General features: G+C 64.3%; 13 protein-coding genes. 7 read left to right on the top strand and 6 right to left on the bottom strand.

The genetic code is table 11. The annotated features are described in order from the left end of the window. Positions 1 to 111 precede the first annotated feature (111 nt). From BGK68_RS25490 to BGK68_RS25480, 3 genes are all read left to right on the top strand, one after another. Positions 112 to 918, top strand: coding sequence for a substrate-binding periplasmic protein (locus BGK68_RS25490; protein ID WP_075260009.1), 807 nt, complete (start codon positions 112 to 114; stop codon positions 916 to 918). Positions 919 to 1,238: 320 nt separating this feature from the next. Then, positions 1,239 to 3,179 (top strand): methyl-accepting chemotaxis protein, encoded by a 1,941-nt coding sequence (locus tag BGK68_RS25485; protein WP_075259373.1) that lies wholly within the window; start codon positions 1,239 to 1,241, stop codon positions 3,177 to 3,179. 327 nt (positions 3,180 to 3,506) lie between these two features. After that, positions 3,507 to 4,103 carry a PEP-CTERM sorting domain-containing protein gene (locus BGK68_RS25480; protein ID WP_075259372.1) on the top strand — a complete coding sequence of 199 codons (597 nt, stop codon included), beginning with the start codon at positions 3,507 to 3,509 and terminating at the stop codon, positions 4,101 to 4,103. 195 nt (positions 4,104 to 4,298) lie between these two features. Here the strand turns inward: BGK68_RS25480 and BGK68_RS25475 are convergent, their stop codons facing one another. Further along, a complete protein-coding gene (locus tag BGK68_RS25475) occupies positions 4,299 to 4,547 on the bottom strand; it encodes a DUF3297 family protein (RefSeq protein ID WP_075259371.1) in 249 nt (82 codons plus the stop codon). A 208-nt stretch (positions 4,548 to 4,755) separates the two neighbouring features. On the opposite strand from BGK68_RS25475, the gene BGK68_RS25470 reads away from it, so the two are divergent. From BGK68_RS25470 to BGK68_RS28145, 3 genes are all read left to right on the top strand, one after another. Next, positions 4,756 to 6,144, top strand: coding sequence for an iron-containing redox enzyme family protein (locus BGK68_RS25470; RefSeq protein ID WP_075259370.1), 1,389 nt, complete (start codon positions 4,756 to 4,758; stop codon positions 6,142 to 6,144). A 117-nt stretch (positions 6,145 to 6,261) separates the two neighbouring features. Then, on the top strand, positions 6,262 to 6,384 hold the full coding sequence (locus BGK68_RS28585; RefSeq protein ID WP_017452222.1) for a hypothetical protein: 123 nt from the start codon (positions 6,262 to 6,264) through the stop codon (positions 6,382 to 6,384). Positions 6,385 to 6,643: 259 nt separating this feature from the next. Then, positions 6,644 to 6,811 (top strand): hypothetical protein, encoded by a 168-nt coding sequence (locus BGK68_RS28145; protein ID WP_167578392.1) that lies wholly within the window; start codon positions 6,644 to 6,646, stop codon positions 6,809 to 6,811. A 147-nt stretch (positions 6,812 to 6,958) separates the two neighbouring features. Here BGK68_RS28145 and BGK68_RS25465 read toward each other — a convergent pair whose 3' ends face one another. Further along, positions 6,959 to 7,819, bottom strand: a complete 861-nt coding sequence (locus tag BGK68_RS25465) for an alpha/beta fold hydrolase (protein WP_075259369.1) — start codon at positions 7,817 to 7,819, stop codon at positions 6,959 to 6,961. Between the two features lie 93 nt (positions 7,820 to 7,912). Between BGK68_RS25465 and BGK68_RS25460 the strand changes: the two genes are divergently transcribed. Beyond that, on the top strand, positions 7,913 to 8,764 hold the full coding sequence (locus tag BGK68_RS25460) for a LysR substrate-binding domain-containing protein (RefSeq protein ID WP_075259368.1): 852 nt from the start codon (positions 7,913 to 7,915) through the stop codon (positions 8,762 to 8,764). A gap of 9 nt (positions 8,765 to 8,773) precedes the next feature. On the opposite strand, the gene BGK68_RS25455 is transcribed toward BGK68_RS25460, so the two are convergent. From BGK68_RS25455 to BGK68_RS25440, 4 genes are read right to left on the bottom strand one after another with little or no spacing between them, the layout of a single operon-like run. Further along, positions 8,774 to 9,493 (bottom strand): hypothetical protein, encoded by a 720-nt coding sequence (locus tag BGK68_RS25455; RefSeq protein WP_075259367.1) that lies wholly within the window; start codon positions 9,491 to 9,493, stop codon positions 8,774 to 8,776. Between the two features lie 11 nt (positions 9,494 to 9,504). Next, positions 9,505 to 10,767: a flagellar hook protein FlgE gene (flgE, locus tag BGK68_RS25450; RefSeq protein ID WP_075259366.1), complete on the bottom strand. Its 1,263-nt coding sequence runs from the start codon at positions 10,765 to 10,767 to the stop codon at positions 9,505 to 9,507. Positions 10,768 to 10,810: 43 nt separating this feature from the next. Then, positions 10,811 to 12,853: a flagellar filament capping protein FliD gene (fliD, locus tag BGK68_RS25445; protein WP_075259365.1), complete on the bottom strand. Its 2,043-nt coding sequence runs from the start codon at positions 12,851 to 12,853 to the stop codon at positions 10,811 to 10,813. Positions 12,854 to 12,872: 19 nt separating this feature from the next. Beyond that, the gene (locus BGK68_RS25440) at positions 12,873 to 14,000 is read right to left on the bottom strand and encodes a VirK/YbjX family protein (RefSeq protein ID WP_075259364.1); all 1,128 of its coding nucleotides are present in this window, start codon (positions 13,998 to 14,000) and stop codon (positions 12,873 to 12,875) included. Between the last annotated feature and the right edge of the window lie 82 nt (positions 14,001 to 14,082).

Raw genomic sequence — 14,082 nt, 5'->3', positions numbered from 1 at the left:
ATATCCGGTTTGGCCTGGCGCGCCAAACAAGGTTATGCTTGGCGTCAAAACGACACTGATGAATTGCGGCCAGAACGCGATCGCAAGCAAGCCACCAAGGGGGGATGGACCATGTTCAAACTGCTGCCCGCTTACACACTGGCGCTGGCCATGTCAGCCATCTCGGCCACGCCTGCTGCCGGCGCGGCCGAATGCACCAAGCTGGTGGTGTCGGCCGATTCCGATTACGCGCCCTTGCACTGGTATGACGGCAAGCGACTCACCGGCGCCAGCATCGAGATCGCCACGCGCGTGCTGGGGGCCTTGAACATTCCCTTCGAGGTGCGCTACGTCGGTCCCTTCCACCGCGTGCTCAAGGCCGCCGAGAGTGGCGAAGTCGCCATGATCGCCTCGCTCAAGATGACGCACGAGCGCCAGCAATACCTGGCCTTTACCTCGGTGCCGCTGTTCGTCAATCCCATTGCCGTCTTCGTCGCCCGTGACCGGCGCTTCGCCTATGGCGGCTGGAAAGACCTGGTCGGCAAGCGTGGCGCCATCACGCTGGGCAACCAGTTCGGGGGTGGCTTCGATGAATTCATGCGCGACAACCTGAGCATCGAGACCGCGCAAAAGACTTACATGAATTTCACCAAGCTCGATTCGGGACGGATCGACTATCTCGTCACCGGCTATTACAGCGGCATGATCTACCTGAACCAGACGCAGCAGCAAGACCGCTTCATGCCCTTGCGCCCCTTCGTCAGCGAAACTGACAACTATCTTGCCCTGAGCAAGGCCAGTCCCTGCATCAAGCACCTGGCGCGCATCAACGCCCAGCTGGAAGCGATGCAAAAACGCGGCGAGCTGCGCGCCGTGTTGCAAAGCTTCGAGACCGATCTGCGCATCGAGTCCAACGACACCATGCCGCAGTCGCGTTAAGCACCTCGATCGGCGTGAGGTTTTGAGTGTTTTGTGCCATCGGGAAATTTAATTGGCGCGCCGGGGAACTAGCGTCCTGTCCACGTACTCTGTGAATACTCGTGTTTTTGCGGATGAGTTCCGCCGAGGCGAGACGGTCGGAATTAAACAACAACAAAGCGGCGTCACGAACGAAATCAGTTAGAAAAGAAGCGCGGCCTCATTAGAATTGCCGCTCTACAAGATCCGCAACAGCGCGGATCGCAGCGTAACGAAGCGCTTGCGGGCAAGCCATCTCCAAGGATCGATGACGATCCTCCACTCATTTAAAGAACAAGCCCATGCGCTCCCTGATCAATCATCTCAGATTCTCACGCAAGTTCGCCCTGATCGGCGCACTCGCTTTTCTCCTGTTCATCGTCCCGACCACCCTGCTGGTGCGCGGCAATCTGCAAGACCTGGCCACCGCCCAGCGCGAGCAATTAGCGGTGGAACCAGGGCGCGATCTGTTGCTGCTGCTCAAGCAGATGCAGCAGCATCGCGGCCTGTCCGCACTCTATCTTTCCGACGGCAACGCCGGCGCGGCTGATCGCGCCGAGCGCCAGAAGCAGGTGGAAGCCACGCTGGAACGCGTACGCACCGGCATCCTGCCGCTGCAGGACAAGGCCCTGATGGAATCGCTGGAACGCGTCTCTTCACAGTGGCGCGCACTGACACAGGCCGTCTCTTCCAAGGCCATCACCGGTGCCCAGAGCAACCTGCAGCACGCAGAACTGATCGCCCTCGAGCTCGACCTCATCGATCAACTGGCCAACAGCTCCGGCCTGGCGCTGGAGGCCGAAGCGGCGCTCTTCTACGTGCAGCGCGCCGTGATGAACGAACTGCCGCAACTGACCGAAGCACTGGGTCAGACCCGGGCGCGCGGTGCGGTCATGCTGGGTCGTGGCCAGGCCAGCGCGGAAGAGCGCGCCCGTCTGGAAAACCTGGCCGATCGCGCCCGCCGCAGTTATGAAAGCGCGCGCAAGTCGCTGACGCTGGCGGCTGGCCGGCATGCGTTGCCGGCCAATCTGGAGCGCGCCCGAGCCGAAGCCCTGAAGGCCGCCGAAGAAGGCTTCAAGCTGGCCGACAGCGCCATCATCCGCGCCGACAACCTGAGCATGCCGGCGCCTGAATGGGTGGCCACGATGACCCGCATCATCGATACCCAGTTCGTGCTGGTCAATGCCTCTTTCGACCTGATGCGCGATGAGTTGCAAGCCAAGATTCCGCGTCTGCGCAACGAACTGCTGCTGCTGTGCGGCCTGCTTGGCCTGCTGGCGGCTGCCGCCCTGTGGGTGATGGTCGCCGTCACGCGCGCCACCACGACAGCCATCAACGACGCCGTGCGTCTGGCCGAGGCGGTGTCGGCGGGTGACCTGACCCAGCACGTGCAGATCAATGGCAGCGATGAAGTGGCGCGCCTGCTCACCGCGATGCAGGCCATGACCTCCCAACTGAGCACGGTGGTCAGCAGTGTGCGCAGCAACTCCGAGAGCGTGGCCACGGCCAGCGCCCAGATTGCGCAAGGCAATGCCGATCTGAGCAAGCGCACCGAGGAACAGGCCAGCGCCCTGCAACAGACGGCAGCGTCGATGGAAGAACTGGGGTCGACCGTGGCGCAGAATGCCGATGGCGCCCGTCAGGCCGGTGACCTGGCGCGTGACGCCGCGCACGTGGCCGGTCAGGGTGGCCAGGTGGTGCAGCAGGTGGTGCAGACCATGCAGGGTCTGCACGCCAGTTCGGATCGCATCAGTGACATCATCGGCGTTATCGATGGCATCGCCTTCCAGACCAATATCCTGGCCCTCAATGCCGCCGTCGAAGCGGCGCGCGCGGGCGAGCAAGGACGCGGCTTCGCCGTGGTCGCCACCGAAGTGCGCAGCCTGGCCCAGCGTTCGGCCACCGCTGCGCGCGAGATCAAGGAACTGATCACCGCCAGCGTCGAGCAGGTGGGGCAGGGCACCCAACTGGCCGACCAGGCCGGCAAGACCATGGAAGAGATCGTGACCTCGATTCGCCGCGTCAGCGACATCATGGTCGCCATCAACGCCGCCACCGCCGAGCAGAACACTGGCATTGCTCAGGTCGGCCAGGCCGTCACGCAGATGGATACCACCACGCAGCAGAATGCCGCCCTGGTCGAAGAAAGCGCGGCAGCGGCCATCAGCTTGTCCAGCCAGGCGCGAGAGCTGGTGCAGGCCGTGGCTGTCTTCCGCGTGGGGCAGCGCGCGCTGATGATGTAGGAAGCCGGTGAGGCGCCTGGATCGTTGCAGAGGCGGCCAGGCGCCGCAGGTTTTTGCAGGATGATTTTTATAATAAAATCCAGTTTTGAAATATTCAATAAAAATAAGTCAATGGCGCAAAAGCGCTCCAGTAAAGGGTTTTGGAAGGTATCAAAAATTGGTAACGGATGTTACTGTCGGAAAAAGTTACATTTTCTACCGATAGAAGATGCGTTGAAAATCCAAGTGACTGATTTCCAAGAGAGTTGTTCGAATGGCATGTTTTGTGCATGGGTATATCCACTGCAACACCTCCATTCCTATCACTACTTCTCAAGGAGAATTTATATGTCATTGATCAAAAAGACTTTCGCCAGCCTGGCGTTTTTGCTTGCTTGCAGCACGTCGGCATCGGCGGCGATCGTTACGCAATCCGATGCGGTGGGCAGCTACAATGCCAACGCTAACACCCCGGATGAGCGCGTAGTCGGTTTCCGCATCGCCAAGGGGACCCGCGGCTTCACTGCCGTCACCGGACACTCCACTACCTATGATCAGGGCTGGGGCGCCAATGAGCCGTTGTTCAACTATCTTTACGTCAGCCTGAGGAGGGGGACGGATAATCTGTGGACCGATATCTTCGCAAGGGCAGTGCGTGCGCCTGATGTCCAGCCGCTTCAGCCCTACCAGGCGTCAGCCAACGCATTGAGCGCCCTCAATGCCGCACTGCGCAGCATTGACTGGTCGAAGAACCCCAATGTGGAGCTGCAGGTGCGCTCGCATCCAGCCCCTTTCCCCGGCCATGAATTGCACTCGGTCACCCCGGTGCTGGTCGCCAGTTCGCGCGAGGCCGAGGTTCCCGAACCTGCCTCGACCGCCATGCTGGGCATCGGACTGGTGGGCCTGATGCTGGCGCGCCGGCGCAAGGGCGGCGTGGCCCACTAAGATAGGCTGTGCTGGCAAGAAGACCCGCCTGGTGCGGGTCTTTTTGCGTGAGCGCAGGCCCGCGCTGGAAGGCGTACCGACCCATCTGTATTGCCATGTTGGCAGGACCCACGACTTCCCGGATAACAAGGCTGCCTGCAAAAGAAAAGGCCCGCATGCAAAGCGGGCCAGAGGGAGACGGTGCAGTAAAACGGATCAGCGGTAGAACGGTTCGACCTGGCCCTTGAGCTTGGTCATCATGGGATTGCCCTTGCGGTCCAGCGCGCGGCCGGCGGGAATCTTGATCCAGCCTTCGCTGATGCAGTATTCGCCGACGTTGTTGAATTCCTTGCCGTTGAGCTTGATGCCCACGTCGAATTCAAAGACGGCGGCGACGTAGTGCGGGCTGCGCGGATCGACCGAGAGGCGGTCGGGGAAGCTGGGGCGTTGTGCGGTATCGTTCATGGCCGCGATTATCGGATATCTGCCCGGCCAAGACAATCCTTTAGGCGCTGGCCGCACCTCTGACAGGCGCCGCCGCCCTGGCAGTGCCGTCTTCCTACCCGGATGGCGGCATCCTCCGACAGCAGCGCTGGCCCCTGGCTGATAGCGCTGCCGGCGCGAACATCGCATGCTGGGCGCAATGTCCCCATGTCCATTTGCGCGAGGAAGTATGCAAGCCACCCTGGAAGAAATGCAGGCAGCCGCTTCGGCTTCCCGCCGATATCATCCCCACAACAATTCCCGCAGCGCCGAGCTGTTGCCTGCGCGCATCTACGCTGAGCTGAACGTGGCCGAGCCCGGCGCGGCGGCGCTGGCGGACGCGCATCGGTACCTGATGACGCAACTGGAGGCGACCCAGGCGCTGCCCTGCGAGCTGCCCCCTGCGGGGCAAGACATGGCCGCCTGGATGCAGGCCCGCGCCGCCCAGGTTGGCCTGGCCTATGAAGCCTATCTGCAGGAACGCCGCGCGGGCGCGCCGCGCCAGTATTTCTCGGGACGCGCCCATGCGCTCAATTTCCTGCTGCGCGTGGCGCCCACCAAGCTGGTCGATGGCGCCTGGCTCTACAGTGCAGTGAAGCACTGGCGCGATCCGGTGTTTCGTCCCCTGATCCTGACCTATCTGGAAGAGCTGGGTGATGGCGAGGTGGCCATGAACCATGTGAGCCTCTATCGCAGCCTCTTGCAGGCCCATGGCTGTGAGCAGGCCGACTGGCTCTCGCAGGCGCATTATGTCCAGGGAGCGCTGCAACTGGCGCTGGGCTGGCATGGCGATGAATTCATTCCTGAGATGTTCGGTTTCAACCTGGGTTACGAGCAGTTGCCGCTGCACCTGCTGATCACCGCCTACGAACTCAACGAACTCGGCATCGATCCCTACTATTTCACGCTGCACGTGACCATCGATAACGCCGCCAGCGGCCACGCCCGCAAGGCCGTCGACGCGGTGCTGGAGGCAGCTGCGCAATGGCCGGACCGCGAGCAGTTCTTGCAGCGCATGCGGCGCGGCTACCTGCTCAATGAACTGGGGGCGAGCACGCTGGGCGTGATCGGCTCCTTCGACCTGGATCAGGAAGTGCAACGCGTTCTGGCCGACAAGGCCGCATTCGGCCGCATGATGCATTCGGATTATTGCCGCATTGGCGGCAAGACCGTCAATCAATGGCTGGAGCTCCCGGAGGGCATGCGCGACTTCCTGGCCGCGATGGAACAGGGCAAATGGATCCTGCGTGGCGAGCCGGCCGGACACAGCCGCTTCTGGCGACTCATCGATGCGCCTGGCGGCGAGATGTTCGGCGTCTTCAATGGCTATGAAAAGCAGGTCATCCGCGAGTGGATCGAGACCGGCTGGGACGACGCGCCCCGCCAGCCCAGCTTCCGCGCGCTGGCGCGCGGCCGCCAGCACGTGGCAGAGGAGCGGGAGCAGGAGACGCATTCCCGGCTGGACGTGGGACTGGATGCGCTGGTGGCGCAATTGAGTCCCGCTTGCCATCACCTGCCCCCGGGGCTGGAGGCGAGCCGTCTGTTCAGCCAGCACTATCGCACCCGCTGCGTAGTCTGAGAAGGCCGACGGGCCGGGCTCGGCTATAATGGCGCCTTCCCGGACGTGGGGGCGTTGCGCGCCTTGCCACGGCCTTGTCAGTGAAACCGCCAGCTACAGCTGGCCGCAGGAGAAACCATGAACAACCGCGCAAGAAAACGCCTGATCTACCGCCGTCATCGTATCGGCCTGCTGATCGCCGCCATCGAATCGTTGATGGCGCTGGAAGAATCGATGCTGCAAGCCAAACAGGCCGCCTGAGCCTGCTTTGCCTTGTCATCCCGAACCGGCCGCTGGCCGGTTTTTTCATGCCTGCGGCATCCTTGACAGGGAGCGAGTAAATCTGCCCTGTTGCGGCGCAATGATCTATACTCACGGAAGACCTTGTCGTCGCTCACCGGGCCCTATGCTGCACCGTGCCCCGGGAACACGATTGCGTTGAGTCCGGTCCGCCCGGACTGCTGCACATCCGTGGTACGTAGTTGAGTTTGAATCTCGATTGATTTAGCCAGGAGCAAGCATGCCGCAACGATATGACGAAAGTACGGCCGATCTGAAGGAATTGATGACGGCCACCCCCATCAGCCCGGAGGTCCACGCCGCCAACCGGCGCGCCAAGGTGGACCGGCGCCGGCTCATCGAAGATGTCCGGGAAGACGCCCGGCAAAAGGAAGAAGAACTGCTCTGATGTAACGCTGCCCCCAGCGCTGACACACTGGCGTTGCTGTCCTGCATTGAATCGGCTGCCGTTGCGCAAAGCAACGGCGGGCGCGATCCCACCTCTGTCACTTTCCCTTGATTGTTCTTGTAGCAACGTTGCTTGCGTCTACCTGGCTCAGGCCGCCTCGACGAAGGCCTGGACCGCGCGATTGAAAGCGGCCGGATGCGAGACGTTCATGCCGTGGGATGCCCCGGCGATGACGTGTTCTTCGGCCGTCAGGATCCATTGCGACAGCGCCGCGATGTTGTCGCGATACATGCGCGGGCTTTTCTCGCCGCCGATCAGCAGGGTCTTGCAGCGCAGGGCGGCGGCGTCTTCTTCGGTATAGGCTGGCAGCGCATCCTTGAATTGCAGCGGCAAGGTCGCGGCATTGGCGGAGGCCATGGCGCGAAAGCCTGCGGGGCTGCGGCTCCAGGCTCCCGCCACGCTGACCGAATCCACGAACATCTCCAGCCCTTGCTCGGTCTGGCCCGCCTCGATCAGCTCGGCCACCCGCGCGCGCAGGGCCTGGGTGGCCGGCGGCAAGGCGGCCTCGGCGGCGCTGTCCGATTGCAGCGGACCGCCCGGATCGGCCAGGGTCAGGGTGCGCACCAGATGCGGATGCAGGCGTGCCGCGTGGAAGGCGACGCAGGCGCCGCGCGAGTGCCCCACCAGATGCACCGGGCCCAGGCCCAGCGCGGCGACCAGGTCAGCGACCTCTTCGGCGTGCGCGGCCCACGAAAATTCCTTGGGTGCGCCCGCCTCATCCTGCAGCCCCGGCCAATAGTGGCTCAGGCTCAGGGAGATGCAGTGGAAATGGCGCGACAGCGCCGCCATCTGGCCCTTCCAGTAGCGGTAGTCGCACAGCGAGCCGTGGACGAAGACCAGCGGTTCGCCGCTGCCCTGGCTGAGCAAAGGGATGCGGCTGCCGCTGCGGGTGGTCAGCAGGCGCAGGTCAGGATCGGCAAAGAGGGTGGCGTCGGTACGTGCATTCATGGGGGAAAAATTCCTTTGAGCGCACTATGCCCGAGGATTTAATCCAAGAAAATCGCGTAATATTTATTGCTGCTATCAATTTTTCTGATACTCATGAAAACTCTCGACCTGGATGTGCTCGCCATGATCGTGGCCGTGGCCGACACCGGCAACTTCAGCCGGGCCGCCGAACTGGTGCATCGGACCCAGTCCGCGGTGAGCATGCAGATCAAGACGCTGGAGCTGGCGCTGGGCAAGCCGCTGTTCCTGCGCAAGCCGCGCAGCGTCGTTCCCACCCAGGACGGCGAGGTCTTGCTGACCTATGCGCGGCGCATGCTGACCCTGCGCGACGAGGCCTGGGCCGCCGTGGTGCGGCCCGATGTGACGGGGCGGGTGGTCATCGGCGTGCCGGATGACTATGCCTCGTCGCTGCTGCCCTCGATTCTCAAGAAATTCTCGGCGACCTATCCCAAGGTGGAAATCCAGGTGGTCGGCCTGCCCAGTTCGGCCCTGGCGCCCATGGTCAAGGAGGGCACGGTCGATCTGGTGTGCGCGACGCGGGTCAAGGGCATCTCGGGCGAATTCATCCGCTTCGAGCCGATGGTCTGGGCCACCGTCCCCAGCGCCAGCGATCTCTGGCGCGAGCGGCCTTTGCCCATCGCCGTGTTCCTGCCCGGCAGCGTGGCGCGCGAGAACGCCATCCGCAGTCTGGAAAAGGCCCGCATAGGCTATCGCACCTCCTATGAAAGTCCCAGCCTGATGGGCCTCTTGAGCATGGTCGAAGCCGGCCTGGCGATTGCGCCGCTGGCGCGCTGCGCGGTGCCGCCGCACTTCACCTTGCTTGATCATGCCCACGGCCTGCCCGATATCGCGCCGCTGGAAGTGGTGCTGGCGCGCAGCACCAAGTCCAAGCGCCCGCCCTGCGATTTCCTGGCCGAGAAGATCATGGCCGAATTGCGTCGCTGAGCGCGCAGCCTAGGCGCTGCGGGTGGTGTCGTGGCGCTCGAACAGCAAGACCTGCATCAGCGCATGCAGGACCTGCCCGGCCAGCCTGTCGAGCAGCGCCTGGTGATCGGCATCGTATTTCTTCAGCAGGCGCTGGCAATCCTTGTCCGCCCACATCCATGCACCATTGCGGCCATTGGCCGAGAGGTGCGCCCGCGCTTCCTGCGGCACCGGCGCGATCTGGTCCTGCCATTCCCACAGGTAGGAAGGCGGCTGCTCGCGCGTATAGGGCAAGGAAAACACCTCGGCCACCAGGCGGTCATGGCGCATCGTGAAATCGATGGTCTCGCGCCGCCGGCTGCCGTCGGGCATGGGATAGCAGGCTTCGATCCAGCAATGGTAATCCCTCAGGTCAGACAGCTTGCGCGCGCGCCGGCGCGCTTCTCGCCCCGGCTGCAACACCACGTACAGACCACTGCCACAATCGATGATCTCGCCGCCCGACATGGCCTCGTAGGGATGATCGAGCAGCACGCTCAAGACGCGCGCGCCGACCAGCGCGTAGTCGGCGCAGCGGCCCAGTGTGCCGCGGCTTAGGCCCGCCTCGGCGGCGGCCTGTTCCATGACGGTGTTGAGGGCGGTGTCAATCAGGTCGCGCATGTCCGGCGCGACCGGCACGCTCAGGACCGGCCGTTTGGGCTGCGACGAGCTGTCATTGCAGGCGGGAGGACGGGGAACCAGTTTTTCCATGACCGTCAGCCTCAGCGCAGGCTGACCAGGGTCTGCAAGACCGTGTCCTGCACCTTGATGGTCTGCGAATTGGCCTGGTAGACGCGCTGCGCCACGATCATGTTGACCAGCTCCGCCGTCAGGTCCACGTTGGACTGTTCTACCGCGCGTCCCTGCAGGGCGCCAAAGGTGCCGGTGGTGGGGCTGCCTAGCAATGCACTGCCGGCCGCCGCCGAGGCCTGGTAGAGGTTGTTGCCGATCGGCTGGAGACCGTGGGGATTGGCGAAGTTGGCCAGCACGATCTGTCCCATCACCCGGGTCTGTTGGTTGCTGTAGGCGCCGATGATGCTGCCGTCCTTGCCGATGCTGAAGCTGGAGAGCGTTCCCGGCGGCATGCCGTCCTGGCTCTGGGCCAGGTTGGCGAAGGCCGAACCGGTCTGGGTCGAGCCGGTATAGCCGAGTGCGATCGGGCCGGGGAAGGTCGCGCCGCCTTTGGCCAAGGTACTCAGGTTGAGCGACATGCCGGTGCTGGCGGTGAGCGCGCCGGTGGCGTCGAAGCGCAGCGTACCCAGCAATTGCGGGCCGGTGGCGGGCGGCGCATTGACGATGGTCTTGCCGTCCAGCGTGGCATAGACCGACCAGGTGGTGCTGGGCGGGGTGCCCGTGGCCGCCCCCTTGACGTAGAAGGTCTGCAGCGAATACGGATTGCCCAGGCTGTCATAGACCGTGGCGCCGGTGGAATTGCTGTAGCTGTTTGGATTGGCGGGATCGAATGGGTTCACGGTCGGTACGCTCTTGCGCGAGTCCAGGTTGACCTTGGTGCTCACGCGCGTGGTGGCGGTGGCCGGCAGGGTGGAGGTATCGATCTTCAGCGGCACCGGATCGCCGCCGCTGGTCCCGGCCGGATAGCCGGTGAGGTAGGCGCCATTCATGCTGGGATTGATCAGGTAGCCGTCCTTGTTCAACTGGAACTGGCCGTTGCGGCCATAGCGCGGCGACTGGTCGGTCAGGCTGGCGGCCATGCGGAAGAAGCCGTCGCCGTTGATGGCCACGTCCAGCGCATTGTTGGTGGTGGCGATATTGCCCTGGGTGAAGGCCTGGCTGACGTTGGCCACGGTCACGCCGATGCCCACCGGAGAGTTGCCGGAGCGGTTCATGGAATTGGCATAGGCGTCGGCAAACTGGACTTGCCCCTGCTTGAAGCCCACAGTGCTGGCGTTGGCCACGTTGTTGCCGATGACTTCGAGATGCTTGCTTGCGCCGTGCAGGCCGCTGAGCCCCTGTTGAAAACTCATGCTGGTTGCTCCGTTCTAGGATCGTGGTAGTGCCGCTGCCCGCTCAGGCTCTGCGCAGGCGGGCCAGTTGCTGGGTCAGGTAGTTCTGCGAGGCTTGCATCTTCGAGAGCGTCACATTGAGGCGATTGAACTGGTTGGTGTAGCTGTCGCGCAGGTTGGCCAGCCGCGCCCGGGCGGCGGCCTGCTGGTCGGACACGATCTTGAGGCTGCCCTGCAGGCCACGGGTCTTGCCGGCCAGCAGACCCTGCTCGCCCAGCACCTTGTCGAGCAGCGAGCGAGTGCGCGCCACCAGGCCTTCCTTGGCCGAGAACAACTGCGCCACCGCCTCGAAGTTGCGCTCGCCCGCCTTGGCCAGGCGTTCGCTGTCCAGGGCCAGGGTGCCGTCCTTCTTGAAGCCCACGCCGATGGCCGTGAGCGATCCCAAGGCATTGCCTGGCATGCTGGCCAGCACCGCGTTGCGCAGTTCTCCGGTGAGGGCGCGCACCATCGATTCGCTGGCCAGCGGACCTTGCTCGCCCGCCTGGCCACGGACTTTGGAGGGCGCTTGCCGGGTCATCTCGGCCATCGTCTTGGCCAGCGTGTTGAAGGCATTGACGAAGCTCTTGACGGCTGCGCCCACGCCGCTGCTGTCATTGCTGATGGCCAGGGTGAGCTTGTCGGAGGTGGAGGTGGTCTTGTTCAGGTTCAGGGTCACGCCGGAAATGGCGTCCTTGATCGTATTGCTGGTGGCAGTGATGGCCACGCCATCGATGCTCAGCCGCGCATCCTGGGGCTTTTGCAACTGCCCCATGGCGTTGGCGGCCAGCACGGCATAGTCGCCGCTGCCGCGCAGGCTGACCGGGTCGCTGCCGCTGGCGCTGAGCACCAGGCGTTCGACGGCCTTGTCGCCCTGGCCTTCGCGCTGCACGGTGGCGCTCACGCCGGCCTTGGCTTCATTGATGGCGCGGGCCACGTCAGCTATGCCTGGCGCGGCGCCGGCAGTGGCGCTGGCTGGCTTGAGGTTGATCGTTCGCGTTCCCACGCTCAGGTTCACCGTGCCCTGGCCAAAGCGCTTCTCGGGCGTGACCGAGGCCGTGCTGGCGTTGCCGGACGGGTCCGACGAAAACACCGCGAAATCGCCCGTGCCGGAGATGCGCAGCGCATTGTTCGCGCCGCTCTCCTTGGCTGTCAGCACCAGATGTTCCTGCTTGCCATCGCTGACGATGGAGGCGTTCACGCCGGCTGCGGCGGCGTTGATGGCGTCGCGCACGCCGGCCAGGGTATTGTTAGCCGGCCTGATGAGCGCGGTCGAACCGTTGCCAGCCTTGATGGCCAGCACGCCCAGGTCGAAGGTGCTGCCCGGCGCAATCCCGGCCGAGCTCAGCTTGTGCGATTGCGCCAGTTGCTCCACGCTGATGGCATAGCTGCCCGGCGCCGCGCTGGTGGCGTCGCGCGCGGCCTGGGTCTGGGTCATGGCGCCGGCGCGGTTCTGCTGTGGATCGAAGCTGATGGCCGAGAGGCTGTTGTTGGAGCGCACCTTGAGCAGGTTGGCCGTGCCGGCGGTATTGGATTCCAGCACCAGATGATCGCCGGCGTCATCACGCACCACGCTGGCCGTCACCCCGGCGCGGGCGGCATTGATCGCATCGCGCAGGCCGTTGATGGTGGCGTCGGCCTTGAGGGTGATGAAGCTGGGGCTGGCCTCGCCGATCTTGATGGCCAGGGAGTCGCCGGCCTTGAACAGATGGCCGTTGGCAAAGCCGGCCGACTTGATGATCTGGGCCTGGGCCTTGGTGGAGGCGTCGGTGTTGATGTCGGCGCTCACGGCGTCATTGCCGCTCTTGCTGTCGCTGCTGCGGCCGTTGTTGCTGACGGCTGCTTTCTGGGCGCTGAACTTGGCCGCCGTCAGTCCGGCCAGGGCGTTCTGGTAGGTCGTCAGGGCAGTGCCCAGGTTGCCGTAGGCCGAGATCAGCGCATTGAAACTGTCCGCCTTGCTGGCCAGGGGCGTCAGGCGCGACTTGCTCTCCACCGAGACGAGCTGGTTGACCAGGTTGGCCACATCCAGGGGGCCTGCCGAGGTCGAGATGGATCCGGTCGAAGTTGCCATGCTGCCTCCTTGGGGAGATTCAGTGGATCGGGCGCACCAGCGCGCAGCGCATCGCCAGGGCCGCCTGCTGTGTCAGCGCCAGGCGTTGACGGGCTTCAGCGCGCTTGCGCGAGGGTAGGGCGTTGATGTCGGTGACGGCCTCGTCACAGGGCAGCTCGTAGTCGCCGTCGCTGCGCCGGGCCGCACCCAGTTCCTGCCAGAAGGCGTCGTAATCGGCATGGACGTGTTCGCGCCGGCAGCGATGGCGCGCCACCCGGTGGGCATTGCTGACCAGCACCACGCGGGCGCAGCCATACGCCACGCCCAGCGCGCGCACCAGGCGGATCATCAGCGCCTTGGGACGCAGGCCGAACAGGTCGCGGGTGGCCTGACGCACCCGTTCGCGGGTGTGCTGGCCGCGCGGGCCTTGCAGGCAACCTACGCGTAGCTCCCAGCCGTCCTGTTGCGCGCAGATGGTGAAGGCGGTGGAGAACAGGTGCTGGTCGCCGTGATAGAGATGCAGGGCCAGTTCGCCCTCCAGCGTCAGGCTGTCGATGGCCGCCAGCCGCACCTCGTAGCGATCGCCCCACTTGCCCGCAAAGCAGGCCACCGGGACCGCCTTGCGCGCCGCCCGCAGCACCAGCGGGGCCAGCCCCTTGCGGATGACGAAGTCATAGTGGCTGGTGAGGAGGGCCAGCCGCTGGGTGCGGCTCAGTTGCAGCGACTGGTAGGGGCGATAGACCTTGTCCAGCAGGCGCGGCGCCGCCACGGCCAGGGCGCGATGGGTGGCGCTGAGGTTCCAGAAATCCAGCCAGCGTCGGGTCAGGCCAGGATGCCGCAGATAGCGGCTGGCCAGCTTCACCTGGCGCGCCAGCCTGGAGACCAGCGTGCGCGGATGATCGGGTGCACTCCACAGGTTGACTGGGCGTGCAGCGGACGCCCCTTCGCCCGGCGTGCGGGCAGGCTGGGCAGGCTGGATACGCTGGACAGGGGCGGCCAGCCAGCCGGCGCTCATGCGCAACTGCCGGTAGCACAGGGCGATGCCAGGCCAGACCAGGTAGAAGCCCACGGCGAACAGCAACAGGCTCAGGCAGGCCAGCAGGGGCTCCTGGGTATCCAGCAACAGCCCATAAGGGCCGGGATGATGAGGCAGACTGAGGGAAGTCATGATGGATCGTCTCCTTGCACGATGAACACAGAGAAATCGCTCTCTCTGTCTTGCTTGTGCAACGAGCCGGCCAAAATGACGG

It is taken from the genome of Herbaspirillum camelliae (assembly GCF_001929405.1).
Taxonomy (GTDB): Bacteria; Pseudomonadota; Gammaproteobacteria; order Burkholderiales; family Burkholderiaceae_D; genus Herbaspirillum; species Herbaspirillum seropedicae.
The sequence above is the reverse complement of the archived record's forward strand: the minus strand, read 5'-3'. Positions and strand labels throughout refer to the sequence as shown.

Coding starts and splice junctions, on each gene's coding strand:
- BGK68_RS25490 (WP_075260009.1), top strand. CDS start 112: ATGTTCAAACTGCTGCCCGCTTACACACTGGCGCTGGCCATGTCAGCC.
- BGK68_RS25485 (WP_075259373.1), top strand. CDS start 1,239: ATGCGCTCCCTGATCAATCATCTCAGATTCTCACGCAAGTTCGCCCTG.
- BGK68_RS25480 (WP_075259372.1), top strand. CDS start 3,507: ATGTCATTGATCAAAAAGACTTTCGCCAGCCTGGCGTTTTTGCTTGCT.
- BGK68_RS25475 (WP_075259371.1), bottom strand. CDS start 4,547: ATGAACGATACCGCACAACGCCCCAGCTTCCCCGACCGCCTCTCGGTC.
- BGK68_RS25470 (WP_075259370.1), top strand. CDS start 4,756: ATGCAAGCCACCCTGGAAGAAATGCAGGCAGCCGCTTCGGCTTCCCGC.
- BGK68_RS28585 (WP_017452222.1), top strand. CDS start 6,262: ATGAACAACCGCGCAAGAAAACGCCTGATCTACCGCCGTCATCGTATC.
- BGK68_RS28145 (WP_167578392.1), top strand. CDS start 6,644: ATGCCGCAACGATATGACGAAAGTACGGCCGATCTGAAGGAATTGATG.
- BGK68_RS25465 (WP_075259369.1), bottom strand. CDS start 7,819: ATGAATGCACGTACCGACGCCACCCTCTTTGCCGATCCTGACCTGCGC.
- BGK68_RS25460 (WP_075259368.1), top strand. CDS start 7,913: ATGAAAACTCTCGACCTGGATGTGCTCGCCATGATCGTGGCCGTGGCC.
- BGK68_RS25455 (WP_075259367.1), bottom strand. CDS start 9,493: ATGGAAAAACTGGTTCCCCGTCCTCCCGCCTGCAATGACAGCTCGTCG.
- flgE (WP_075259366.1), bottom strand. CDS start 10,767: ATGAGTTTTCAACAGGGGCTCAGCGGCCTGCACGGCGCAAGCAAGCAT.
- fliD (WP_075259365.1), bottom strand. CDS start 12,853: ATGGCAACTTCGACCGGATCCATCTCGACCTCGGCAGGCCCCCTGGAT.
- BGK68_RS25440 (WP_075259364.1), bottom strand. CDS start 14,000: ATGACTTCCCTCAGTCTGCCTCATCATCCCGGCCCTTATGGGCTGTTG.